The 25,233-nt window shown below is 29.0% G+C and carries 29 protein-coding genes; 26 read left to right on the top strand and 3 right to left on the bottom strand.

What is annotated here, in order from left to right; translation table 11 throughout:
- Window positions 1–2 precede the first annotated feature (2 nt).
- From smpB to GKG01_RS01425, 19 genes are all read left to right on the top strand, one after another.
- Window positions 3–452, top strand: a complete 450-nt coding sequence (gene smpB / locus GKG01_RS01515) for an SsrA-binding protein SmpB (RefSeq protein ID WP_094205581.1) — start codon at window positions 3–5, stop codon at window positions 450–452.
- Window positions 453–461: 9 nt separating this feature from the next.
- Complete coding sequence (locus GKG01_RS01510) at window positions 462–2,198, top strand: NFACT RNA binding domain-containing protein (RefSeq protein ID WP_154271158.1); 1,737 nt, start codon at window positions 462–464, stop codon at window positions 2,196–2,198.
- A 69-nt stretch (window positions 2,199–2,267) separates the two neighbouring features.
- Window positions 2,268–3,143, top strand: a complete 876-nt coding sequence (locus tag GKG01_RS01505; RefSeq protein WP_154271157.1) for a YicC/YloC family endoribonuclease — start codon at window positions 2,268–2,270, stop codon at window positions 3,141–3,143.
- 7 nt (window positions 3,144–3,150) lie between these two features.
- Window positions 3,151–3,402 (top strand): DUF370 domain-containing protein, encoded by a 252-nt coding sequence (locus GKG01_RS01500; protein WP_002838275.1) that lies wholly within the window; start codon window positions 3,151–3,153, stop codon window positions 3,400–3,402.
- A gap of 1 nt (window position 3,403) precedes the next feature.
- On the top strand, window positions 3,404–3,991 hold the full coding sequence (gene gmk / locus GKG01_RS01495; protein ID WP_094207058.1) for a guanylate kinase: 588 nt from the start codon (window positions 3,404–3,406) through the stop codon (window positions 3,989–3,991).
- Window positions 3,984–4,181 carry a DNA-directed RNA polymerase subunit omega gene (gene rpoZ / locus GKG01_RS01490; RefSeq protein WP_094203559.1) on the top strand — a complete coding sequence of 66 codons (198 nt, stop codon included), beginning with the start codon at window positions 3,984–3,986 and terminating at the stop codon, window positions 4,179–4,181. Before gmk ends, rpoZ begins: the two co-directional genes overlap by 8 nt.
- Window positions 4,174–5,340 (top strand): bifunctional phosphopantothenoylcysteine decarboxylase/phosphopantothenate--cysteine ligase CoaBC, encoded by a 1,167-nt coding sequence (coaBC, locus tag GKG01_RS01485; RefSeq protein ID WP_154271156.1) that lies wholly within the window; start codon window positions 4,174–4,176, stop codon window positions 5,338–5,340. Before rpoZ ends, coaBC begins: the two co-directional genes overlap by 8 nt.
- A gap of 6 nt (window positions 5,341–5,346) precedes the next feature.
- Window positions 5,347–7,716 carry a primosomal protein N' gene (gene priA, locus GKG01_RS01480; protein WP_094207060.1) on the top strand — a complete coding sequence of 790 codons (2,370 nt, stop codon included), beginning with the start codon at window positions 5,347–5,349 and terminating at the stop codon, window positions 7,714–7,716.
- Window positions 7,717–7,724: 8 nt separating this feature from the next.
- Window positions 7,725–8,213: a peptide deformylase gene (gene def / locus GKG01_RS01475; protein WP_154271155.1), complete on the top strand. Its 489-nt coding sequence runs from the start codon at window positions 7,725–7,727 to the stop codon at window positions 8,211–8,213.
- The gene (fmt, locus tag GKG01_RS01470; RefSeq protein ID WP_154271154.1) at window positions 8,203–9,135 is read left to right on the top strand and encodes a methionyl-tRNA formyltransferase; all 933 of its coding nucleotides are present in this window, start codon (window positions 8,203–8,205) and stop codon (window positions 9,133–9,135) included. Before def ends, fmt begins: the two co-directional genes overlap by 11 nt.
- 9 nt (window positions 9,136–9,144) lie before the next feature.
- A complete protein-coding gene (locus GKG01_RS01465; RefSeq protein ID WP_154271153.1) occupies window positions 9,145–9,828 on the top strand; it encodes a zinc metallopeptidase in 684 nt (227 codons plus the stop codon).
- A 114-nt stretch (window positions 9,829–9,942) separates the two neighbouring features.
- Window positions 9,943–11,214: a 16S rRNA (cytosine(967)-C(5))-methyltransferase RsmB gene (gene rsmB, locus GKG01_RS01460; protein ID WP_154271152.1), complete on the top strand. Its 1,272-nt coding sequence runs from the start codon at window positions 9,943–9,945 to the stop codon at window positions 11,212–11,214.
- A gap of 49 nt (window positions 11,215–11,263) precedes the next feature.
- The gene (gene rlmN, locus GKG01_RS01455; protein ID WP_154271151.1) at window positions 11,264–12,313 is read left to right on the top strand and encodes a 23S rRNA (adenine(2503)-C(2))-methyltransferase RlmN; all 1,050 of its coding nucleotides are present in this window, start codon (window positions 11,264–11,266) and stop codon (window positions 12,311–12,313) included.
- Window positions 12,310–13,047, top strand: a complete 738-nt coding sequence (locus GKG01_RS01450) for a Stp1/IreP family PP2C-type Ser/Thr phosphatase (RefSeq protein ID WP_154271150.1) — start codon at window positions 12,310–12,312, stop codon at window positions 13,045–13,047. The genes rlmN and GKG01_RS01450 overlap by 4 nt, the downstream gene beginning before the upstream one ends.
- Window positions 13,037–14,920 (top strand): Stk1 family PASTA domain-containing Ser/Thr kinase, encoded by a 1,884-nt coding sequence (pknB, locus tag GKG01_RS01445; RefSeq protein WP_154271149.1) that lies wholly within the window; start codon window positions 13,037–13,039, stop codon window positions 14,918–14,920. The genes GKG01_RS01450 and pknB overlap by 11 nt, the downstream gene beginning before the upstream one ends.
- Window positions 14,910–15,788: a ribosome small subunit-dependent GTPase A gene (gene rsgA, locus GKG01_RS01440; RefSeq protein ID WP_154271148.1), complete on the top strand. Its 879-nt coding sequence runs from the start codon at window positions 14,910–14,912 to the stop codon at window positions 15,786–15,788. The genes pknB and rsgA overlap by 11 nt, the downstream gene beginning before the upstream one ends.
- Window positions 15,788–16,438 carry a ribulose-phosphate 3-epimerase gene (gene rpe, locus GKG01_RS01435; RefSeq protein WP_154271147.1) on the top strand — a complete coding sequence of 217 codons (651 nt, stop codon included), beginning with the start codon at window positions 15,788–15,790 and terminating at the stop codon, window positions 16,436–16,438. The genes rsgA and rpe overlap by 1 nt, the downstream gene beginning before the upstream one ends.
- Window positions 16,439–16,454: 16 nt before the next feature.
- Window positions 16,455–16,994, top strand: coding sequence for an energy-coupled thiamine transporter ThiT (thiT, locus tag GKG01_RS01430; RefSeq protein ID WP_154271146.1), 540 nt, complete (start codon window positions 16,455–16,457; stop codon window positions 16,992–16,994).
- Window positions 16,991–17,623 (top strand): thiamine diphosphokinase, encoded by a 633-nt coding sequence (locus GKG01_RS01425; protein ID WP_154271145.1) that lies wholly within the window; start codon window positions 16,991–16,993, stop codon window positions 17,621–17,623. Before thiT ends, GKG01_RS01425 begins: the two co-directional genes overlap by 4 nt.
- Window positions 17,624–17,652: 29 nt before the next feature.
- On the opposite strand, the gene rpmB is transcribed toward GKG01_RS01425, so the two are convergent.
- Complete coding sequence (rpmB, locus tag GKG01_RS01420; RefSeq protein WP_002836298.1) at window positions 17,653–17,868, bottom strand: 50S ribosomal protein L28; 216 nt, start codon at window positions 17,866–17,868, stop codon at window positions 17,653–17,655.
- 179 nt (window positions 17,869–18,047) lie between these two features.
- Between rpmB and GKG01_RS01415 the strand changes: the two genes are divergently transcribed.
- The 6 genes from GKG01_RS01415 (at window position 18,048) to GKG01_RS01390 (ending at window position 23,770) form a co-directional block, all read left to right on the top strand.
- Complete coding sequence (locus GKG01_RS01415) at window positions 18,048–18,410, top strand: Asp23/Gls24 family envelope stress response protein (RefSeq protein WP_154271144.1); 363 nt, start codon at window positions 18,048–18,050, stop codon at window positions 18,408–18,410.
- A gap of 8 nt (window positions 18,411–18,418) precedes the next feature.
- A complete protein-coding gene (locus GKG01_RS01410; protein ID WP_154271143.1) occupies window positions 18,419–20,044 on the top strand; it encodes a DAK2 domain-containing protein in 1,626 nt (541 codons plus the stop codon).
- A gap of 89 nt (window positions 20,045–20,133) precedes the next feature.
- The gene (recG, locus tag GKG01_RS01405; RefSeq protein ID WP_154271142.1) at window positions 20,134–22,170 is read left to right on the top strand and encodes an ATP-dependent DNA helicase RecG; all 2,037 of its coding nucleotides are present in this window, start codon (window positions 20,134–20,136) and stop codon (window positions 22,168–22,170) included.
- Between the two features lie 8 nt (window positions 22,171–22,178).
- Window positions 22,179–22,739, top strand: a complete 561-nt coding sequence (gene rsmD / locus GKG01_RS01400; protein WP_094207073.1) for a 16S rRNA (guanine(966)-N(2))-methyltransferase RsmD — start codon at window positions 22,179–22,181, stop codon at window positions 22,737–22,739.
- Window positions 22,732–23,220, top strand: coding sequence for a pantetheine-phosphate adenylyltransferase (gene coaD / locus GKG01_RS01395; protein ID WP_094205600.1), 489 nt, complete (start codon window positions 22,732–22,734; stop codon window positions 23,218–23,220). The genes rsmD and coaD overlap by 8 nt, the downstream gene beginning before the upstream one ends.
- 76 nt (window positions 23,221–23,296) lie before the next feature.
- On the top strand, window positions 23,297–23,770 hold the full coding sequence (locus GKG01_RS01390; RefSeq protein WP_035109473.1) for a hypothetical protein: 474 nt from the start codon (window positions 23,297–23,299) through the stop codon (window positions 23,768–23,770).
- 45 nt (window positions 23,771–23,815) lie between these two features.
- Here GKG01_RS01390 and GKG01_RS01385 read toward each other — a convergent pair whose 3' ends face one another.
- Window positions 23,816–24,235, bottom strand: coding sequence for a flavodoxin (locus GKG01_RS01385; protein ID WP_094205602.1), 420 nt, complete (start codon window positions 24,233–24,235; stop codon window positions 23,816–23,818).
- A gap of 3 nt (window positions 24,236–24,238) precedes the next feature.
- Window positions 24,239–24,784 (bottom strand): DUF3793 family protein, encoded by a 546-nt coding sequence (locus tag GKG01_RS01380; protein ID WP_094207074.1) that lies wholly within the window; start codon window positions 24,782–24,784, stop codon window positions 24,239–24,241.
- A 205-nt stretch (window positions 24,785–24,989) separates the two neighbouring features.
- Here GKG01_RS01380 and secG point away from each other — a divergent pair, with 205 nt between their 5' ends.
- Complete coding sequence (secG, locus tag GKG01_RS01375) at window positions 24,990–25,214, top strand: preprotein translocase subunit SecG (RefSeq protein WP_154271141.1); 225 nt, start codon at window positions 24,990–24,992, stop codon at window positions 25,212–25,214.
- Window positions 25,215–25,233 lie beyond the last annotated feature (19 nt).

The following is a 25,233-nucleotide window of genomic DNA, read 5'->3' as shown; positions in this document are numbered from 1 at the left end:
TAATGAGTGATATAAAATTATTAGCAAACAATAAGAAAGCACGTCACGAATATTTTATCGAAGATGTGTACGAATGTGGAATTGAACTAAAAGGAACTGAAGTAAAGTCTATCAAAAAAGGAAAAGTTTCCATTAAGGAAAGTTATTGCATGATAGAAAATTCAGAAGTTTTTGTTTATTCGATGAATGTAAGTCCGTATACTCAAGGAAATATTTTTAATGTGGATAGTTTAAGAAAAAGAAAACTTTTAATGCATAAATCTGAAATTAGAAAATTAATAGGAAAAACAAAAGAACAAGGTTATACTTTGATACCTTTAAGAGTTTATGAAAAAAATGGACTTGTAAAAGTAGAGATAGCTCTTGCAAAGGGTAAGAATCTGTATGATAAAAGAGAAACTTTGAAAAAACGCGATGATTTGAGAAATATGCAAAGAGCAATGAGAAGATAAGGAGTAATAATGAGCTTTGACGGAATTGTAACAAAAGCGATAGTAGATGATATAAAAGAAAAATTAACGAACGGTAAAATCAGTAAGGTTAATCAACCAGATAAAAACGAATTGGATTTAATTATCTATAATAACAAACAAAATTATAAACTTCTTATTTCTGCATCCTCATCATTACCGAGGATGCATTTTACAAATGAAAATAAGAAAAATCCAATTGAGGCGTATAATTTCTGTATGCTGATGCGAAAATACTTACAAGGAGCAGTTATAACTGATATTTATCAAGAATCGATGGACAGAGTTGTTAATATTGACATCAATAGCAGAGATGAGATGGGTTATGACATGAACTACACATTAGTTGTAGAACTTATGGGCAAGCATTCTAATATAATTTTAATTGAAAAAGAAAGTAAGATGATTGTAGATGCAATCAAAAGAATTAGCTTCGACACTAAAAGCATCAGACAAATACTTCCAAAAACCAAGTATTCATGCTTGGAAGATGACAAGAGAAACATTCTGCAATCAGATGATCTTCCAACAGAAATAGCTGAGGGGACTACTAAACTACAAAAAGTTTTTTATATGAATTATACTGGATTTTCTCCAACTATTTCTAGAGAAATATGCCTGAGAGCAGATTTGGATTTTAATATAAGGCTCGAAGATTTGACCGAAGATGAAAAATCTCGATTTAATCAAGCTTTTATTGAAGTTAGAGAAGCTATCAGAAATTGTGATTATGATTATTCTATAGTCATCGATGAAGATGAAAAATTAAAGGATTTTCATGTAATTAAATTAGAAAAATACGGATATCAAAAGAAAAACTTTGATGATATTCACGAAATGTTGGATTATTATTATAAAAAACACAGTTCAAACGATTCAATTACACAAAAATCTTCGCACTTGAAGAAAATCGTTTCAAATAAAATTCAAAGAAATTCAAATAAATTGAGCAATTTAACTGTAGATTTGCAAGAAGCTAAGAAAAGGGATATTTACAAAGTTTATGCTGATTTGATAAGTTCAAATATGCATTTGATTCATAAAGGCGTGGATAAAATAAATGTACAAAATTTCTATGATGAAATGAACCCAATTGAGATTCCATTGAATCCAATAAAATCTGGAAATGAAAACGCACAAAATTACTACAAAAAATTTAGTAAATTAAAAACTAGAGAAAAAATGATTACACAAGAGCTTCCTCTTATAAAACAAGAGAATGAATATCTTCTACAACTTCTAGAAACTTTGGAGAGAGTAACAGAGTATCAAGAACTATCAGAAATTAAGGATGAGATAGTAAAAATAGGTTTGATAAAAAAATCTAAGAAAAAAACTGCAAAAGTAAAACCATCAAAGCCAAGACATTTTGTAACAGAAAATAACGTTGATATTTTTGTAGGTAAAAATAATTACCAAAATGATAATCTAACTTTGAAACAAGCTAATAAAGAAGATATTTTCGTTCACGTAAAAGATATGCCAGGTTCACACGTCATAATGCGAAACGAAAACTTGACTGAAGAAGACTACGGCATTGCTTGTTTCTTAGCGGCGTATTTCTCCTCAATGAGTAAAGAAAAATACGTTGAAGTTGATTATACCGAAAAGAAAAATGTTAAAAAAGCTAAGGGAGCAAAACCTGGAATGGTGTTTTACAATAATTTCAACACTGTTAATGTCGATATGAGTTCTTATGATATTGACAAAATCAAAGAAATTGTTTAAAAATTGTAATAAATCATTGTAAATTCTTAAATATTAATATACACTAACAATATCAGAGGAGGCGATAGAATGAAGTCTATGACAGGATTTGGATCTTCTAGTTTGGAATTGGAAGATTGCAGCATAGATATTGAAATCAAATCTGTTAATAATAGGTATTTGGATTTCAATTTTTCAATGCCGAGTTATTTGAATCTTATGTTGGAAGACATGAAATCATTAATCAAAAACAAGTTAAAACGTGGAAGAGTTGATGTTTATATCAAAATTAAAAAATATCAACTATCAGTTGACAGTGTGGATATCAACTATGAATTAGCTCAAAAAATCAAGGAAAAGCTTGATTCATTAAATCAAAAGTTAGATATGGCATCAGATATCAATGTCAGGGATTTAGTAAAATATGATGATGTAATGTCATTTACTTACAAAGATTTAGATAATGAATTTTTACACGATAATATTTTAAAAGTTTTAGATGAAGCTGTGAATAAAATATATTCGATGAGATCTATTGAAGGCGATAATTTGATGGAAGATTTATCGACCAATCTATCAAAAATAGAAGAACAAATATCTAAAATATCAAGCTTGACTGAAAATAGTGTAAAAGAATACAGAGAAAATTTATTTAATAAAATATCTGAATTGTTAGATGAAGAAACAATTGATAAGGACAGAATGTACTTGGAAGTTGCTTTAATGGCTGACAAAGTGGACATTAACGAAGAATTAAAGAGATTTGATTCTCATATAGTTCAATTTAAATCAGCAATGGATATGAAAGATTGCATAGGGCGTAAATTGGATTTTATAATTCAAGAAATGAATCGCGAAATTAATACAATTTCTTCGAAATCGAATGATGAATCTATTTCTATTTGCGTTATTGAAGTTAAAAGTTTGATTGAAAAATTGAGAGAACAAGTACAAAACATTGAATAGAGGGAAAATGGAAAGTTTAGGTATAGGATTTTCAAATTTAGTAAATAGCAACAGGATTATTGCGATTGTTAGTCCCGAAACAAATCCAATTAAAAGAATTGTTCAAAAAGCAAAGGAAGACAATAATCTTATCGATGTTACTTTTGGTAGAAAAACTAGAAGCGTAATAATTATGGATTCAAGTCATGTTGTGTTGAGTTGCCTTCAACCAGAGACTTTACAAATGAGATTAGATAAATCAAATAATAAGGAAGATTAAAATGAGAGACGGATTTTTATTAGTTGTTTCTGGTCCATCGGGAGTTGGAAAAGGAACTGTTTGTGAAAAATTAATATCACAAAAAAATGATATTGTATATTCTGTATCTGCTACAACAAGGAAGAAGAGACCTTATGAAGTAGACGGAGAAAATTATTATTTTTTGAGTTTAGATGAGTTTAAGAAGAAAATAGAGCAAGGAGATTTCATTGAATATGCTAATGTGCATAATAATTATTATGGAACTCCAAAATCATTTGTTTTTGATCAAATAAATAAAGGAGAAATAGTTATTCTAGAAATTGATGTTCAAGGAGCATTAAAAGTAAAAGAAAACTATCCAGAAGCTGTTTTTGTATTCATTCTTCCACCAGATTTGATTGAACTTAGGAGGAGAATTGAAGGAAGAAATACAGAAGACGAAGAAACAATTAATATTAGAATGCAAAACGCCAAGAAAGAATTGAGTTTTATTGATGAATATGATTATGCAGTTATCAATGAAGATGTCGATGAAACTGTAAAAAATATTGAAACTATAATTGATGCAGAAAAATTTAGAGTTGTAAAAGGAGAAAAATATGATTAATCCATCATTTAAAAAATTATCAGAAATAAACAATAGTAGATATGCACTTTGTGTAATGGTAAGCAAAAGAGCAAGAATGTTAATAGATGGCAAAGACACAAAACTAAAGAAAGCAAAAGCTCAACCAGTTACTACAGCTTTAGAAGAAGTTATGGAAAAAAAGGTTTGGGAAAACAAATCAAATGAATAAAAATATTCTTTTAGGTGTTACTGGAGGAATTGCTATTTACAAGGTTGTAGATGTTGTAAGTAGACTAAAAAAACTTGACTATAATATCAAAATAATTATGACTGATTCAGCTTGTGAATTTGTAAGTCCAATGACTTTTGAAACAATTGGCAAATGCGATGTAAAAAACAAAATGTTTCATAATAATTCACACAAGGTTGTTGAACATATAGAGCTTGCAAAATGGGCAGATTTGTTTTTGATTGCACCTGCTAGTGCAAATACGATGGCTAAAATAAATTATGGTATCGCGGACGATTTGTTATCATCTACCGCGCTAGCATATACCAAGCCAATAATGTTTTGTGTAAGTATGAATACCAATATGTTGAATAATCCTGCGACACAAAAAAACATAGAAGATTTGAAACAAAAAAAACACTTAATTGTAGATTCAAATAGTGGAATGCTTGCTTGTAATACAGAAGGAAACGGAAGATTAAAAGAACCTTGGGAAATTGTTGAAGAAGTTGAAAAATACTTTTGCGAAAAAGATTTACAAGGTAAGAAAATTTTGATTACTGCAGGAGCAACAGTTGAAAGAATTGATCCTGTACGATATATAACGAATGATTCCAGTGGTAAAATGGGATATTCGATTGCTAAGAAAGCTTGTATGAGAGGAGCCGATGTAACAATTATTTCTGGAAAAACAACAGCAGAAAATCCATATGGTATTGAAAACATAAAAGTGGAGTCTGCAATTGAAATGAAAGAAAAAATTGAAAGTTATATTGACGACTTTGACTGTTTAATTATGGCGGCAGCTGTAAGTGATTTTAAAGTAAAGAACAGAAAAGATTTAAAAATAAAAAAACAAGATGGCATTAATTCTTTAGAATTAGAAGAAAACCCAGATATTTTAAAATCATTAAATAAAAAAGATAATCAAATCTTTATTGGATTTGCCGCAGAAACAAATAATTTATTAGAAAATGCTAAGAAAAAGTTAGATAAAAAAAATCTAGATTTTATAGTATTAAACGATGTATCAAAAAAAGACATTGGATTTAATTCAGAATATAATAAGGTAACTATAATCAGCAAAGATAATATATTAGAAATTGATAAGGACACAAAGTTAAATATCGCAGATAAGATATTGGATTTGATAAAGTAGGTAAACATGTATATTGATGTTATTTTTAGAAACAAATCGAAGATGACTAACAGGCTATACTCATATTATTCAAGTGAAGATGTCGAAGTTGGAATGAGAGTTATAGTCCCTTTTGGCAAATCAAATATTAATAAATTAGCGTTAGTGGTTAGAATTAATGATAACCCTAGAAAAGATATTGATTACAAAGAAATAATATCAGTAGTAGACTTGAATCCTATTGTAACACAAGAATCCATCGATATTGCTTTTTTCATGGTTGATAAATATTTAAGCGATTTTAGCTCTGCTTTTCAAACTATTTTGCCGCCTGGAAACTTTGAAGAATTAAAAGAATATTTCACTGCAAATGATAAACTACTGAATGTAGATGAAGATTTGTACAATATTCTTAAAACCAAGAAAGAATATTCAGAAATTAAAGAAATTTCAGACATTAGCCATAAAAAGCTAATGGAATATGTAAAATCTGATTTTTTGAAAATGGATTTAGTATATGATCAACAAATCACACCAAAGCTATTGAAATACGTCAAACTTATAGATGATAATCCAGTTATTTCAAAAAGAGCAAATGCTCAACAAAAAATAGTTGATATGCTAAAAACTAAAAAGAACATACTTTATAGTGAGCTTTTAGCGAAAACTAATACGACTTCAAGTGTAGTAAAAGCACTTGAAGATAAGAAAATTGTTGAAATTTACTTCAAAGAAGTTGACAGAGTTGTCGTCGACGATACTAGAACTTATCAAAAAATAAAACTAAATTCACAGCAAGAAAAAGCCTATAATTCGATTTTAGAAAATCAATTTAATTTGTTACATGGTGTAACGGGTAGTGGTAAAACTGAAGTGTATTTGCATTTGGTTGAAAAAATGTTAAATGAAGGTAAAGATAGCATAGTTCTGGTTCCAGAAATATCATTGACTCCGCAGACTATTGAAAGGTTTGAGGGTAGGTTTCCAGGAAAAGTTGCGATAATTCACTCTAAGCTAAATGTTAACGAAAAATTCGAACAATTTCGAAAAATGTATAATGGAGAATATAAAATAGTAGTTGGAGCTAGAAGTGCTGTATTTTCTCCGTTTAAAAATTTAGGATTGATAATAATAGATGAAGAGCACGAAACAAGTTATGTAAGTGAAAAAAATCCTAAATACAACGCTATTGATATTTCCAGATTTAGAGCAGAATATAATGGTGCAAAGCTTTTATTGGGTTCAGCAACTCCTGGAGTTGAAGAATACAGCAAAGCTTTAAAAGGTGAGTACAATCTTATTCAAATGAATAAAAGAGCTAATGATACAAACCCTGTTGAATGCACGATTGTAGATATGAGAAAAGAACTTGAAACTGGAAACATGAGAATGTTCAGTAAAGTTCTACTCAATAAAATTCAAAATAATTTAAACAACAAAAAACAAACTATTTTGTTTTTAAACAAGAGAGGGCACACTTCTTTTATTTCGTGCAGAAGATGTGGATATGTACTAAAATGTGATAGCTGCGATGTTTCCATGACATATCATAAAACAAAAAATAGGTTGATTTGTCACATGTGTGGAAGAACAGCTCTAAAGCCGAAAGTATGCCCAAACTGTGGCTCGAAATTTATAAAAGAGTTTGGAGCGGGTACTCAAAAATTAGAAGAAGAAACTAGAGAGCTTTTTCCAAATGCACGAATTGCACGAATGGATAGAGACACTACGAACACAAAAAAAGATTACAAAAAAATCTATGATATGATGAATAATCAAGAAATAGATATATTAATCGGGACGCAAATGTTGTCGAAAGGATTTGATTTTCCAAATGTTACATTAGTCGGAGTAATGGCTGCAGATATTAGTTTAAACTTAGGAGATTACAAATCTAATGAAAAAACTTTTCAATTGATAACTCAAGTAGCTGGAAGAGCAGGAAGAGCAGAATATGAAGGAGATGTGATTATTCAAACATATAAGCCTGATAATTTTGCTATAACATCGGCGGCACTTCATGATTATAAGATGTTTTATGAAAAGGAGATAAAGCTAAGAAAATCATTTAATTATCCTCCTTTTTTCAGAATATTAAATATCAATATTTCCAGTAAAAACAGAAATGTTGCTATGAAAAAAATCAATGAAGTTTCAAATTACGTTGCTGCCCTTATCAGAAGATACAAACTATCTACAACATTAATAAATGGGCCTCATCCTTCTCCAATAGAGAGAATTAATAATATGTACAGGTTTGATTTGTACTATAAATTCCCTAATGGAGAGGATAAAATAATAGAAATAATAAAAAAAGTTTTAATAAACAATGAATACAATATTAACTTAGAGGGAATAACGCTTAAAATAACATTAGATCCTCAAAGTTATTTTTAGGAGATAAAATGGCATTAAGACAAATAAGATTAGAAAATGATCCAATCTTGAGAAAAAAATCAAGAGAGGTTGAAAAAATAGATGATAGAATCAAACAAATCGTAGATGATATGTTTGAAACAATGTATGAAAATAAAGGAATAGGATTGGCTTGTGTACAAGTAGGAATGCTTAAGCGAATAGTAGTAATAGACATGCAAGATGAAGACGGTAAAATGGTTCTAATAAATCCTAGAATCGTAGAAAGATCAGATGAAAAGCAAATTAATGTTGAAGGTTGTTTGTCAGTTCCTGGTAAAAATGGATATGTTGAAAGACCTAAGATTGTTACTGTAGAATACACAGACTTGGACGGAAACGTTCAAAGGAAAACAGGCACTGATTACAAAGCACATTGTTTTTGTCATGAATTAGATCATTTAGATGGCGTATTGTACACTGATAAAGTATTGAATCTTTCTGATGAAGAGATTGAGAGATTAAATAATGAAAAATAAAATTGTATTTGCGGGATCTCCAGATTTTGCAGTTGAGAGTTTGCAAAGATTATATGATAACCCAAATAACGAAATTCAATTAGTGATATCACAACAAGATAAAAAACGAAATAGAAATAAGTTTTCACCTACGGCAGTTAAAAAAAGAGCTATGGATTTGGGAATAGAGGTTATTACTCCACAAAATATAAATGACGATGAAGTTTTTAATCTATTAGATAGACTTAATCCTGATTTTATTGTGGTGGTAGCTTATGGTCAATTAATCAAAAAAAGAATACTGGATAGGTTTAAAAACAAGATTTTAAATGTTCACGCATCAATTTTGCCCAAATACAGAGGAGCTTCTCCGATAAATTACTCTCTAATAAATGGCGATAAAGAATCCGGTGTAAGTATAATGTTAGTTGAACAAGGACTTGATACTGGGGATGTTTTAGCTGTAGATAAAATTAAGCTTAACAAAGAAATTATGCTTGAAGAATTGCACGATAAATTAATGATAATGGGTGCTGACTTAATAGATAAAGTTATCAATGATTATAAAAAATATTTCGATTCAAGAGAAAAACAAAATGAAAATGAAGCATCTACAGTAGGCAAAATTCAAAAATCTATGGGTGAAATTAATTTTAATGAAAAAGCAGATGTAATTTACAATAAATTTAGAGGATTGACTCCTTGGCCAGGTTTGTTTTTTAAATTAAACGATAAAACTGTAAAAGTTCACAATATCAACATAATAGAACAATATAATGATAATAAGAATGGAGAAGTTGTAAAAGTAGATAAGAATGGGATTAAAGTTGCTTGTGAAGATGGATTTATAGTTATCACAAGATTACAACTTCCAAATAAAAAACCTCTTAACGTTAGCGAATATTTGAATGGAAATTCATTTGAAGAGGGAATAATTTTGTAGGAGGAATCATTGTTTAATTTTTATTATGATAGAACTATGCTACTTTTGATTCCGGCTTTGATATTAGCATTTTACTCACAAATCAAAGTCACTCATACTTTTGATAAGTATAAGAAAATTACAAATTCAAAAGGATTGACTGGAAAAGAAATGGCAAGAGTTTTGCTTGATTACGAAGGTTTGTCTGATATAGAAATAGTAAATGTTCAAGGAAGCTTGACTGATTACTATGATTCATCAAAAAAAGTTTTGGCTTTATCAGATGCAGTGTATAATAGTCAGTCGATTTCTGCAGTTTCTGTAGCAAGTCACGAAGTAGGTCATGCGATTCAAGACAAGGAAAATTATGGTTTCTTGAGATTTAGAGAATCTTTGTTTCCTGTTGTGAATTTCGCATCGAAATCAGTATGGATTTTAATTTTACTTGGATTTATGTTTAGTATGAGACCATTAGTAGAATTTGGAATTATTTTATTCTCAGCGACTGTTTTGTTCCAATTAGTTACATTACCTGTTGAGTTTGATGCTAGTAGTAGAGCTATACGAGCTTTATCAAATGGACTATTGACTGATGATGAAATAGAACCTGCGAAACAAGTTTTAAAAGCAGCTGCATTAACTTATATTGCAAGTGCTTTGGTTTCACTTTTACAATTGGTAAGATTAGTACTGATATCAAGAGATAGAGATTAAAAATTAATGTAGATTGAACCTAAGGTTAATCCTTTTAGGTTCAATTTTTTTATTTTTGCTGTTTTAGTGTAAAATATATTATGTAATTAAAATAATTAAAAGAAATGAGAGATTATGAATATTAGAAACGAAATAATTAATATTACCAATTCAATTAATAATAAATCAGGATACTCTTCTGAATTATTAAAGACTTATGATTATGGTGATTTGGACAAGAGAGATATCGCGTACATTAAAAGGTGTGTATTTACAGAAATAGAAAATAGATTTTTCATAGATTATGTAATATCTAAGTGCAGCGATTTGGAATTAAATAAGCTTGATAAAATTGTTCTGGAAATCTTGCGAATGGCAACTACAGAAATACTATTTATGAAAACAGCTGATTATGCTGTAGTTGACGAAGCAGTAGAATTGGCTAACAACTTAACACATTATAAAGATTATGTTAATGCTGTTCTAAGGGAGGTTTGCAGGATTAATTTGGATGAGGAAGATTTAGGAGATGAAATTAAATTCTCCATAAACAAAGAATTACTTAAGATGTTGAACAAATCTTATTCTAAAAAAACTGTAAAAAAACTTCTCAAATCTTTCTTTTACAAATCTGATTTTGTAATTAAACAAAATAAAATAAAGGAGAATAATTTAAAAATAAATTTAGAAAATCAGGGATTCGTATTAGAAGAACATCCTTTTTTAAAAGATAGTTTTATCGTAAGAAATCCTGAATCGATAATAGATACGAACGAATTTAAAGAAGGTAAATTTATTATCCAAGATGGTTCTTGTAGTTTGTGCGCAGAGGTTTTAGAGCCAGTGGAGAACTCCATAGTTCTTGATATTTGTGCAGCTCCTGGGTCAAAATCATGCAACATTCAAGAAATAACAAATAATCAATCGATTATTTATTGTAATGATATTAACGAGAATAAAATATATAGAATAAAAGAGAATGTGAATAAATGTGGAGTTGAAAATGTTCAATATATGAATTTTGATGCAACTATTTTACAAGAAGATTTGATAAATAAATTTGATAGAATTCTTGTGGATGCACCGTGCTCTGCAACTGGTGTTATCAATAAAAATCCAGAGATAAAGTTATTCAGAACGAAAAAAGATGTAGAAGATTTAGTTGGAATCCAAAGAAGAATTCTTGAAAATTGTGAAAAATATTTAAAAAAAGGCGGCATCTTAGTATATTCTACATGCTCTCTTTTAAAAGAAGAGAACGAAGAAAATGTGGATTATATTGAAAACAAATTAAACTTAAAAAGAGAAGATATTGATTTTTATGGAGATAAAAATGAATTTATAAAACTTATGCCATTCCAAAAAGGAACGCAGGGCTTTTTCATTTCAAAGTTTGTAAAAGACTAATAGATTACAAAACTTGAGATTTTTGATATAATTTAGATTGGTGAATAATATGCAAAATAAAATTGTCTTGGAAAATATGACTGTCGATGAACTGAAAGAATTTTTTGTGAATAATGGAGAAAAATCTTTCAGAGCATTGCAGTATTTTCAAGCTATTCATAAAAATAGAATATTCAATCCTGATAAAATGACTAATTTTTCAAATGATTTAAGAGAAAAACTAGACGATTACAATGATATCAAAAATTGTTCTATTATCAAAAGGATTGATTCAAAATTAGACAACACGAAAAAATATCTTATAGAGTTGAGTGATGGTAATATCGTAGAAACGGTGTTTATAGAATATAAAACTCACACTTCAATATGCTTATCAACACAAATTGGTTGTAAAATGGGATGCAAATTTTGTGCATCGACAAAGAAAAGTTTCATAAGAAATTTACAACCTTATGAGATGTGTGCTCAGATATATTTGGTAGAAAATGATTTGGGTATACGAATCAATAATATGGTTTTAATGGGCATAGGGGAACCATTAGATAATTACGATAATGTTATAAGGTTTATCGATTTGATTACAGACAAAGAAGGACAAGATATGTCTATTCGAAATATAACATTATCTACATGTGGATTAGTAGATAAAATAATTAAACTTGCAGATGAAAATATAGGTATAAACATAACTATTTCACTTCATAATCCATTTGATAATGAGAGAAATCAGCTAATGCCTATTGGAAACAAATACTCAATTGAAGAAATTCTAGATGCTTGCGACTATTATTTTGATAAAACCAAAAGGCGAATTGGATTCGAATATACTGTAATTGAAAATGTAAATGATTCAAAAAAATATATGGACAAGCTTGTCGATTTATTAAAAAATAGAAATTGTCTTTTGAACTTGATAACATTAAATCCTATTGAAGAATTTAATCAAAAATCTCCAGATAGAAACAAGATGATGGAATTTATGAATTACATGAATAAAAACAATGTTAATACTACAATAAGAAGAAAACAAGGCATTGATATTGAAGGAGCCTGTGGACAATTAAGAATTAACAATATGACTAAAAGAGGTGTGAAATGAAATATGCTTCAAGCACAGATATCGGATTGGTAAGAAAGCTTAATGAAGATTATCATATGAATTATATTACAGATGATTTTAGCTTACTTGTTGTGTGCGACGGAATGGGTGGACATAAAGCTGGTGAAGTTGCAAGCAAGAAAGCTGTCGAAACTGTTGTAAACTACGTAAAAGAAAATGAAAATAAAAAAGATTACGAGAATACACTGATAAAAGCGATTACTTTAGCAAATGAGGAAGTTTACAAAGATAGTGAAAATAATTCTGAACATCGAAATATGGGCACAACGATAGTTGCTTGTTTAGTTTATGATGATAATGCTATTGTCGCAAATGTTGGAGACAGTAGAATGTACTTATACAGGGATGGAGAATTAAAGCAAATTACCGTAGATCATTCTCTTGTGAATGATTTATTATCATCTGGAACTATAACTGAAGAAGAAGCCTTAGATTTTGCACAAAAAAATGTTATTACAAGATCTTTAGGAATTCAAGATACTGTAGATATAGACATTTTTAATATTAAACTTATTAAAGATGATTTGATATTAATGTGCACAGATGGTTTGACTTCACAATTAGAAAATGAGGATATTGTTGATATTATTAAAAAAGAAACAGATTTGGATAAAATAACTCAAAATCTGATTGATGAAGCAAATGATATCGAAGGTATTGATAATATAACTATTACGCTTTATTTATATGAAGGGGAAAATTATGATAGGTAAAGTTTTAGGCGATAGATACGAGATAATAGAAGAAGTAGGCGTTGGTGGTATGGCTAAAGTGTACAAAGCTTTGGACACTGTTTTAAACCGATATGTCGCTGTGAAAGTATTAAAAAATGAATATATGGAAGACCAAGATTTTCTGAGAAAATTTGCAATGGAAGCACAATCTGCTGCATCTTTGACGCACGCTAATATAGTAAGTGTGTTCGATGTTGGAAGTTCGTATGTTGATGGTCGTAAATATAATTACATTGTAATGGAATATGTAGATGGTAAGACTTTAAAAGATATAATAGATGAAAAACAAATTCTGCCGATCGAAGATATTGTGAATTATGGTGTTCAAATAGCAAGTGCTTTAGAATGTGCTCATAAAAATGGAATTATTCACAGAGACATTAAACCACATAATATGTTAATTGATAAGTCTAACAATTTAAAAGCGACAGATTTTGGCATTGCAAGAATTTCTTCGTCTGCGACATTGACATATACTTCAACTGTATTGGGAACTGTTCACTATATTTCACCAGAACAAGCAAAGGGTAAATTTATCGATGAGAAAAGTGATATATATTCATTAGGTGTTGTATTGTATCAAATGGCTACAGGAGAAGTACCGTTTGATGCACCAAATGCTGTTGGAATTGCATTGAAACATATTCAAGATCCATTGGTGCCGCCTATAAATCTTCGTCATGATTTACCACAAGGTCTTAATGATATAATAGTTAAAGCGATGGCAAAAGATCCCAATGATAGATTTAAATCAGCTACAGAATTGAAAGAAATGTTGAGAAATTATCAAAACTATTCTTCTGATTTATATCAAAAAACTACTAAAAACCCAATAATTAAGGAAAATGATGAACAACCTGAAATAAAGGAAGCAGTTTATAAAACGCCTAAACAATCTTCTACAAAAGATAATAAAAATAAATCTAAAAAATTTATGTGGATTCTATTGCCTATAGTTTTAGCAGCTTTGGTATTTGTTGCAATTATATTTGGCAAGAAATATATAAACAAGAATAAGCAAGACCTAGTTTTAGTTCCTGCATTAACTGGTTTAACGGAAACCGAAGCTTTAAATAAAGCTAAGGCTAATAATTTAATTGCTGTTGTTTCAGAATATAAGACTGAAAGTAATGTTGAACCAGGAAAAGTATTAGAACAAGATCCTGAATCCAGTACAGAAGTGAAAAAAGGAACTATTATAAAATTAGTTGTAAGCAAAGGAGAGGAACAGGTGTCTGTACCTAATTTATCCAATATGACTATTGAAAATGCTAAAATTCAACTAAATAAATTAGGCTTAGAAATTGGTGAAATAACTAAAGAAAACAGCGATAATTTTGAAGCTGGAAAAATTATGCAACAACATCCAGATGCAGGAACTAGCATAAGTAAAGACTCTAAAGTTGATGTTGTAATTTCTTTAGGTAAAAAAGAAGAACTTGTAGAGATGGTTGATTTATTAGGAGCTGATATAAGTCAAGCTAGTAATAAATTAAAATCAATCGGACTAAATATAGGAAATATTGAAAAGAAATTTAGCAATTCATATGATACAAATCAAGTTATATGGCAACAATATGATGCTGGAAAGAAACTAAAAAAAGATAGTTCAATTGATGTTATAATCAGTAAAGGTAAAAAAGAACCTGAAATGATTGATAAAGTATACAGAATAAGTCAACCTGTAGAAAAAGGAATTTACACAGTAACTATTAAAGATGAAACTGAAAATAATATAATATTCGAAGAAAATCATGATGCTTCTGAAGGAGATATCAGAATTAAAGTAAAAGTAAAACCTAATAATGATATTAAAGTCTATATTAATGGAGAATTAGTTAATGTCGGATAAAACAGGTGTTATTACGAAAATTCAAAGGGAATTATTCTACGTAAGAGTTGGAAACGAAGTGTATCCTTCAAAAGCGAAAGGAAATTTTAGAAATAAGAAAATAACTCCAGTTGTAGGCGATAAAGTAGATATAAACGTAGAAAATGGTCTTGGATTTATTTTAAAAATACATCCAAGATCTGTGCTTTTGCACCGACCTGAAGTGAGTAATATAGATAAATGTTTTGTTCTAAGTAGCATTAAGTCACCTAATATTAATCTAATGTTACTAGACAAATATCTATTAATGATTGAGAAAAACAGCATTGATTGCGTCATTGTATTTAATAAGTCTGATTTGGTATCTGAAGATGAGAAAAAAATTTATGCTGATATATACAGAAATGTCGGCTATAAAGTAATATTCAACTCAAATGAATCTTCAATCACTAATGAAGAATTATTAAATGAATTCAGAAATCATATCAATTGTGTTATTGGTCCCAGCGGGGCGGGGAAATCCAGTACTTTAAAAAAATTATTTCCAAGTGAGGATTTTATTTCTGGTAAAATAAGTGATAAAACTCAGAGAGGAAAGCAAACGACAAGACACATTGAAATTAAAATGGTAGATGACAATACTTACGTTTTAGACACACCGGGTTTTAGTTCTTTTGATTTGTCTTTTTTAAATGACAAATCAGAAATTAAAAATAATTTTGTAGAATTTAGAAAAAATAGTTTAAGATGTAAGTTCAATAATTGCGATCACATTAATGAACCAAAATGTGAAATAAAAAGACTTGTTGAAATTGGAGAAATATCCCAGAGTAGATATGATAATTATTTGAAGATAGTTGAAGAATACAAAAAAATTAGGAGGTATTAATGGCTAATTTAAGTCCGTCTTTGTTGGCATGTAACTTTTTTGAGTTAGAAAAAAACTTAGATATACTAAAAAATAAGGGAATAAAATATTTACATTTGGATGTTATGGACGGAATTTTTGTGCCAAATATTTCTTTTGGTCCAGCAGTTATAAAACAAATAAGAGAAAAATATCCGGACTTTATTCTTGATTGTCACTTGATGGTTAACAAACCAGAAAATATTATAGATGACATTTTGAATGCCGGAGCTGATATAATTACTTTTCATCCAGAAGCAACTTTTCATCCACATAGGATCATTCAGACTGTTCATAAAGCTGGAAAAAAATGTGGATTAGCACTTAATCCATCCACAGGATTGGAATGTTGTGATTATATTATTGATGATTTGGATATAATACTTGTAATGAGTGTAAATCCAGGCTTTGGAGGACAATCCTTTATAGAGAGTCAATATTCAAAAATAAAAGATGCAAGAAAAATGATAGAAACATCAAAAAAAGATATTTTACTGGAAGTTGATGGAGGAGTGAAAACTTCTAATGTCAATAAAGTGTTAAAATCTGGAGCTAATCTAATTGTAAGTGGTTCAGATGTTTTTAATCAAGACATAGAATCTCAACTAGATATTTACAATCAAAAATTATAATTAATAGGAGGATATCTTGAACAAAAATTTGAGATTTATGGTTGAAGGAGCAATTACTTTAGCTTTGACAGCTGTACTAAATAGCATTGTTATTTTTAAAATGCCAAGAGGAGGATCTGTTTCCCTAGCGGGATATGTTCCGATTTTATTATTTGGACTAAGATGGGGGCTAAAACCAGGGATTGTAATTGGATTAATGTATGGAGTTTTGGATAGCTTTGTTGATCCTTACGTTATCCACCCAATACAATATATGCTAGATTATCCAATAGCTTATATGGCTTTAGGATTATCAGGGTTAGGATGTAATGAAGAAACTTTGGGTGGCAAAATTAATTATAAAATGATTTTAGCATGTATATTCGCTATTTTAATGAGAGGAGTAGCTGCGATTTTAAGTGGTTATGTATTTTTCAAAGACACATTGCCATCAGATATTCCTGCATTACTAGGATCATTCTTATATAACATCACCTACATTGTTCCTAATGGAATTATAGCTATAGTTGTCATATTAATTTTAATTAAACCTGTATCAAAGGTAAGTAAAAAATGATTGGTTTGATTTGTTGCGCAGGGGAATTATCTGATAAGAATCTTTTTGAAGAATATTATGAAAAATCAGACTTTAAAATAGCTGTAGATGGTGGAACAAAATATTTCACCGATTATCATAAAGATTTTGATTTCGCTATAGGAGATTTTGACTCTATAAATAATGAGGACAAAATTTTTCTAGAAGAAAATAACAAGATTTTTGAAAAATATAATTGCAAAAAAGATTTTACTGATTTTGAAGCCGCAATAAATATATTAATCGAAAAAAATTGCTCAACAATATATGCTTTTGGGGCAACAGGAACCAGATTAGATCACACAATGTCGAATTTAATTTATTCAAAAAGATGCTATGAAAAAGGAATTGAAATTATATTTATTGGTAACAATAATATAATTAAATTCTTAGGAGAAAGCACAGAATGTGTTATGAGATATGACTATATTTCCATTGTAGTTTTATCGAATAGTGGAATGAAAATTAGGTTAAATGGTTTTGAATACGACAGCGAATTTTTAGATGTTGATTTTTGTTCAACATTGACGATTAGTAATAAAATAAAAAATAAAAAAGCATATATAGAATTAATAGATGGATATGGTCTTTTAATTGATTCTAGAGATTAAAAAAGAGTCGAAGTTTTCGACTCTTTGTTTTATTCTTCTTCTGTTGTTTTGATAAATTGAGGTCTTTCAACTAAACCTGATCTTAAGCATCTAGTGCATACATTGATTCTTTTTGGTTTGCCATCGACTAAAGCTCTAACTTTTCTGATGTTAGGTGCCCAGCTTCTATTTGAAGATCTTAAAGAAAATGATCTATTATTTCCGAAAGTTCTTGATTTACCACAAATTTCACATTTTTTGGACATAATTACACCTCCTGGTTCTTTTTCAAATGTCTCTTGATATTATAGCATATTTTAAAACTGAATTTCAAGCTTTTAGAGCTAAAATATGTTATAATAATATAGTATTAATATGTAAATTAGAATCTTAAACATTAAAAGAGTATAATATAATTAATTAGGTATCACAAATAGGAGGTAATATGACTACTAAAATTGATAACGAATATGGTTCAATATTAATATCAGATAATATCGTTAGAACTATTGCTAGTGAAACAGCTATGACTTGTTACGGGATTGTTGGACTAGCTTATAAAAATTTATCAGACGGATTTTTAATGTTACTCAATAAAGACAATATGAGTAAGGGAGTAAAAGTTTATACAAGAAATAATAAAATTGTAATAGATTTAACTGTAGTTTTGGAATATGGTACTAAAATTGCTGTGGTTTGCCAAAATATTATTGATACAGTTAAATATAGTGTAGAAAACAAAACTGGTCTTGAAGTAGAATGTGTTAATGTTCTTGTTCAAGATATGAGAATAAACGAAGAAAAATAGGGGGCACAATGAAGAATGACGCAACACTGTTCAAGAATTGCCTTCTAGCGGGATTTAAGAACTTAGAAAATAAAAGAGAAATAGTAAATAGCTTAAATGTTTTTCCAGTTCCAGATGGAGATACTGGTACTAATATGACATTGACAATTAAATCAGCTATTTCAAAAGTTAATGGCGTAACTGATTTGAGTATTGCAAATTTAGCTAAAGCTATGAGTGATGGTTCTCTTATGGGAGCTAGAGGAAATTCTGGTGTAATTACTTCTCAAATCATGAGAGGTTTTTATAATGGATTTAAAGATTATACTGAATTTAATATATTTGCATTAAGAGATGGATTTGTTGAAAGTTATAAAACTGCTTATAAAGCCGTAATGAAACCAACAGAAGGAACTATTCTTACAGTTTCTAGATGTATGGGTGAGTTTGCTGATCAAAACTACCAAAATTACGAAGATATTAAAGAATTTTTGACAGATATTATATCTGAAGGTAACAAGGCACTTCTTAAAACTAAAGAAATGTTACCTGTTTTGAAAGAAGCCGACGTAGTTGATGCAGGTGGACAAGGTTTAATGTTATTCTTAGAAGGCGTTTTAAATTACGATAATGAAAAATTGATTTCAGAAACAGTAATTGACGAATCTTCTAGAACTATTAATGAAAATACTAATGTTGTATCAGACGAAGAAATAGAATTCGGATATTGTACTGAATTTTTTATAATGACTGATGCAGATGAAAATTCATATAGATCAAAATTAGAAAACTTTGGGGATTGTTTACTAGTTGTAAAAGGTGATGGAGTAATCAAAACTCATATTCATACTAATAATCCTGGTAAAGTTTTAGAAATTGCCATGGAATTAGGTGCTCTAAGAGATATCAAAATAGATAATATGAGATTACAACATCAAAACTTGCATTCTACTGAAGAAGAAATTAGTCAAGCTTCTACAAAACCTTCAGAACCAGAAAAAGATTTTGGATTTGTAGTGGTTAGTAGTGGTAAAGGATTCAGTAAAGTTTTCGATATGTTAAATGTCGATGAAGTGATTACTGGTGGACAAACAATGAATCCTTCAACTGAAGATATAGTTAATTCTATAGAAAAAGTTAATGCAAAGACAGTTTTTGTATTTCCTAACAATAAGAACATCATATTATCAGCTAATCAAGCAAAACAAATAGTTGATAAAAAAGTTTTCGTTGTAGAGACAAAAGCCGTACCACAATCTATTTCGGCTCTTTTAGCATTCAATGAAGAAGCAAGTGCAGAAGAAAACTTTGATAGTTTTAACGATGTAATAGCAACAGTTAAGACTGGTGAAGTTACTTTTGCGGTAAAAGATTTAAATATGTCAGATATTAAAGTAAAGAAAGATGACATTATCGGTCTTGACCAAAAGAATATCAGAGCGGTTGGTAATGATATTAATAAAGTTTCAATGGATTTATTGAGACAACTAATTCAAAAAGACGATTCATTGGTTACAATTTATTACGGTGAAGGCTGTGATGAAATGGTTGCTAATAAATTGAAAGATAGTTTGGAAGAAGAATATAAAAACATTGATATTGAGGTTGTCGAAGGATCTCAACCTTTATATTACTATGTATTTTCAATAGAATAACTCCTTACAAATAATTACAGATAATAGATCGATTTTCATCGGTCTATTATTTGTATGTTTAATGTAGGGATTTTTTTGTGTGGTGAGTTATGCAATTATCAGAAGTAAAAGGAATAGGAAAGAAAAAATTAGAAGTTTTAAACTCAATGGGTATTTTTGATGTTAATGATTTATTGAATTATTTCCCATATAGATATGAAAATAGATCGATCATTAAAAACATTATAGATACAAGGAATGAAGAAAACTGCGTTATAAAAGTCAAATTTATTTCAAAACCTGTAACTAAATATCTTAGAAGAAATTTAAATTTAACATCTGCTATTGCTTTTGACGATACTTCTAAAATAAGTGTGTCATGGTTTAATCAGCCTTTTATCAGAAATCAAATTCTACCAAACACTACCTACTATTTGTATGGGAAAATAAATAGAGTTCAAAATCAATTCAAAATATCGTCACCAATTTTAAGTAAAACTTTTGGTGGAAAATTGGGCATTATTTATCCAATTTACAAAGTAAAAAAAGGCGTTACAAATAATGATATGATTAAATTCATTGATTTTGCTATTAAACATTGTATTGATGAAATTAAAAATGTTATTCCTTATAGTATGATTAAAAACTACGATATTGAGAACAAAAGAAATGCAATAAAAAACATACACAAACCTGTGGATTATGCACAATTTAAACGAGCTAGGACAGCGCTTGTTCTTGAAGAAGTTATTATAATGCAATTGGCAATGAAATCAATGAAGACAACACTAAACGAACAAAATTATATAAAATTTCAAACTGACGAAAGCATGGATCTTTTCATACAGTCTTTAAAATTTGAACTTACAAAAGGACAGTTAGAAGCAATTAGAGATATTGAAAGTGATATGACATCTGAAAAGAGAATGAATAGATTGGTTCAAGGAGATGTAGGAAGTGGAAAGACAATAGTAGCTGAAGCAGCGATATTCAAATCATATTCAAGTGGTTATCAATCAGCTTTTATGGCTCCTACGGATATTTTAGCGACACAACATTATGAAAACTTATCGGATGATTTTTCAAAATTTGGGTTAAAAGTTTGTTTATTAAAATCTGATTTAACAAAATCGGAAAAAGATTCTGTTTTAGAAGGAATAAAGTCGGGTTATTTTGATGTCATAGTTGGTACGCATGCAATAATTCAAGATTTTGTGGATTTTAAAAAGCTTGGACTCGTAATTACCGATGAGCAACATAGATTTGGTGTAGGGCAAAGAAAGAAAATTTCAGACAAGGGGAAAAATCCAGATGTTCTTGTGATGACAGCTACACCAATTCCAAGAACTTTAGCACTTTCTTACTATGGGGATTTGGATATATCAACAATAAATGAAATGCCTAAAGGCAGAAAAGTAATAGAAACATATTCTGTTGGATTTAGTTATGAAAAAAGAATAGCAGCTTTTATCAGAAAACAAGTTGAAAATGGGTTTCAAGCTTATGTTGTGTGTCCATTGATAGAAGAATCTGAAGCATTGGATTTAGAGAATGTAACAGAACTTTACAATAGGTTATCTAGTGAGTATTTTTCTGATATAAATGTTGGAATGTTACATGGTAAAATGAAATCTTCGGAAAAAGAAGAGATTATGAAAGATTTTGTAGACGGAAAAACAAAAATATTGGTATCTACAACAGTTATTGAAGTTGGCGTTGATGTCAAAAAAGCAAATGTAATTGTTATATATAATGCAGAAAGATTTGGACTTTCACAACTTCATCAACTAAGAGGTAGAGTGGGCAGATCTTCAGATCAATCTTATTGTATTCTTATCAACAATGCATATTCTGATGAACAAATGGAAAGAATGAATATTATGGTTAATACGAATAGCGGATTTGAACTATCACAAAAGGATTTGATGATGAGAGGTAGTGGTGATTTGTTAGGAACTAGACAATCAGGAATACCACTTCTAAACATTGCAGATCTAGAAAAAGACTATGATTTGATAGAAAAGGCTGCTGTGATAACTGAGTATATATATACGAATGATTTATGCGAAACTAAAGAATATATGTATTTGGATGAAGAAATTAATAAGTTTAAAGATAAATTACTAGACAATGTTATTTTTAATTGAGGTGAGAAATGAAAGTTATTTCAGGGAAAATGAGAGGTATGAACTTAAATAGCGATTTAGATAGATTTACAAGACCGACAGAAGGTAAAATAAAGGAAGCTATATTCAGCGTGATTTTTCAAGTAAAACCTAATTCCAAAGCATTAGATTTATTTGCAGGAAGTGGAGCAGTTGGTATAGAGTTCATAAGTCGTGGATGTGATTTAGTAGTATTTAGTGAAGCTTCTAATGATAATATAAAATGCATCAATGAGAATATTGAACATACAAAATCACAGGAATTCGCAAAAGTCTTTAAAGGTGATTTTAAGAAAAATTTATTAAATATCAGAAGACAAGGATTAAAATTTGATTATGTTTTTATCGATCCGCCTTATGAAAGATTAAATTATTACAAAGAATCCATTCAGATGCTAATAGATAATGATCTTTTAAATGATGATTGTCTTGTTATATTAGAATCCGAAAAAGAATTGTCTGATGAATATTTCAAAAATTTGAAATTAGAAAAACAAAAACAATATGGTAAAAAGAAGAATATATATTTTTTGAGGAATGATAATGAATAAAACAAAGGTATTATATCCGGGTAGTTTTGATCCAATTACGAATGGACACATGGATATTATTGAAAGAAGTGCAAAAATTTTTGAAGAAGTAAATGTAGCTGTTGTAAAAAACATTCAAAAGAAAAGCACATTTTCTCTTGAACAAAGAGTTTCGATGATTAAAAAATCTTGTAGCCATTTATCTAATGTAAGAGTTCATCAATTTGAAGGATTGACTGTAGATTTTGCAAAACAAATAGGATGTAGTACAATTATAAGGGGACTACGTGCTGTTAGTGATTTTGAATCAGAAATGCAAATGTCTTTGGCTAATAAGAAATTAAATAATGAATTAGAAACATTGTTTTTAGTTGCAGATGGCAAATATGCATTTCTTTCGTCTTCTATAGTAAGAGAGATAGCTTCCTACGGCGCTGATATATCAGAACTTGTTCCTGAAAATATCATTGACGATATAAAGGATAAATTTAACGATAAATAAATGCTTTATCTTGAATTAATTTGATATTTTTATTATAATAATTGTAAGAATAATTAGCTCAATGCAGGAGGGTTACATGGATATTATTAAGTTAATAGAAGAAATGGAAGACATACTTGATGAAGCATCAACAGTTCCATTTTCTAAAAAAGTTATGGTTGAAAGAGAAGAACTTCTATCAGTTTTAAAAGATATGAGAGAAAATTTACCAGAAGAAATCAAACAAGCTCAATGGACTAATGCTGAAAAGAATAGAATTATTGATGAAGCTAACAGAGAATCTGAAAATATTAGAACTCAAGCTTACAAAGAAGCAGAAAAAATAGACCAAGAAGCTCGAAACAGATTTGAAACAATGGTAAATGAACACGATGTTACTATTGCAGCTCAAAAAAATGCAGAAGAAATTACTTCTCAAGCTGAAAACAATGCTAGACTATTAAAGAGTCAATCTATCCAATATATCGATGAAATGTTGGAAACAACTCAAGACAAATTGAACAATCTATTGGAAGAATTACAAGAAAACAGAAATGAATTAAAAGGCTAATAAAAAGCTTGGTAGTTTTAGATGACTACCAAGCTTTTTTAAGTATTATTTTAATAAATTATCTGCGAATTTTTTGATATCAGCAGTAGAATTTTCGTCTGGTGTATCATAGCAAATTACAGTATCAATAACGTTTAAATTATTTTTCGAACATCTTTCTTTCCAAAAGCCCATCCATTCACCGTTGTTCCATTCATAAGAACCAAAGAGAGCAATTTTTTTATCACTTAATGTATTTTCTAAATCAGAAAACATCGGTTCAAATGAAGTATCTTCTAGTTCTTCATCACCCATAGCAGGGCACCCAAAAGCAATGACATCGAAATTGTCTATATCATAGTTTTTATAATCATCACTAAATACCATTTCGACTTTAGATCCTTTTGACTCACATTCTTCTTTAATAATTTGAGCCATTTTTTCAGTATTACCAGTTTGAGACCAGTATAAAATTAATAAATTCATAATTTACTCCTTAAAATAATTTATTATATCAAACAAGTTATTTCCTTGTAATGATAATCTTTTTGTTACGAGCTTAGCATAGTCATATTTTTTAAATATATCTTTTGCTTTTTCTACATCAGAATATACTTTCCACTTTCCGGAAATACATTCATTTTTTCCGTTGTAATTGATAAAACCAAGAACATCCTCGTAAGGATATCCTAAGAAAAATCCGATTTCATGAGGAAATTCATTTTCAAGTAATCTTTTCTTTAAAAAATCTATGCTGCTATTAAAATTATCTGCAGGATAACCATAACTTTTCAAAGCATTTTGCAGCCTTTTATCATTATAGTTTTCTATTAAATTGTAATTTATTAAGTACAGCAACAACTTTTTTCTAGTTTGCTTTAAAATAATTAAGCTAAAATTATATTCTGATAATTTTTCGTTTAATTTAAATATGTCTTCAAATATGCTATCTGTATAATCAACATTTATCATATTTGCAAATTTGAGATTACTTAGTGTGGGATAACAATGTTCTAATAATATGTCTTGTAACATAACCACCTCTATAATAAGTATTGATAATTGATATCATAATAAGTATAGCACATGATTTCTGATAAATCAATACTGATTATCAATTAAATTCAAAGAAATTTGTGGTATAATAACTTTGTGCAATAATGATATATGAAGTATCTTGATAATATCGAATGTCTATGTTATATTTTATATATCAACTTAATTGAAATGAGGTGGATAAATGAAGACTATTTTTTCAGTAATTTTAGTTATTGCCAGCATTGTAATAATAATTGCAGTGATGAGTCAAGAAACTAAATCAGAAGGGATGGCAGCGTTAACAGGCGAAACTAATGTCGGTGGACATGGTAGAAGATTAACTAAGGATAATTATATTAACAGAGTTGTTATTGTATCATCAGTTATATTCTTGGTTTCAGCTTTGGCGTTAGCATATATAAAATAATTTAATAGTTGAAAGGAGT

It is taken from the genome of Finegoldia sp. BIOML-A4, from assembly GCF_009679635.1.
GTDB classification, from domain to species: Bacteria; Bacillota; Clostridia; order Tissierellales; family Peptoniphilaceae; genus Finegoldia; species Finegoldia magna.
The sequence above is the reverse complement of the archived record's forward strand: the minus strand, read 5'-3'. Positions and strand labels throughout refer to the sequence as shown.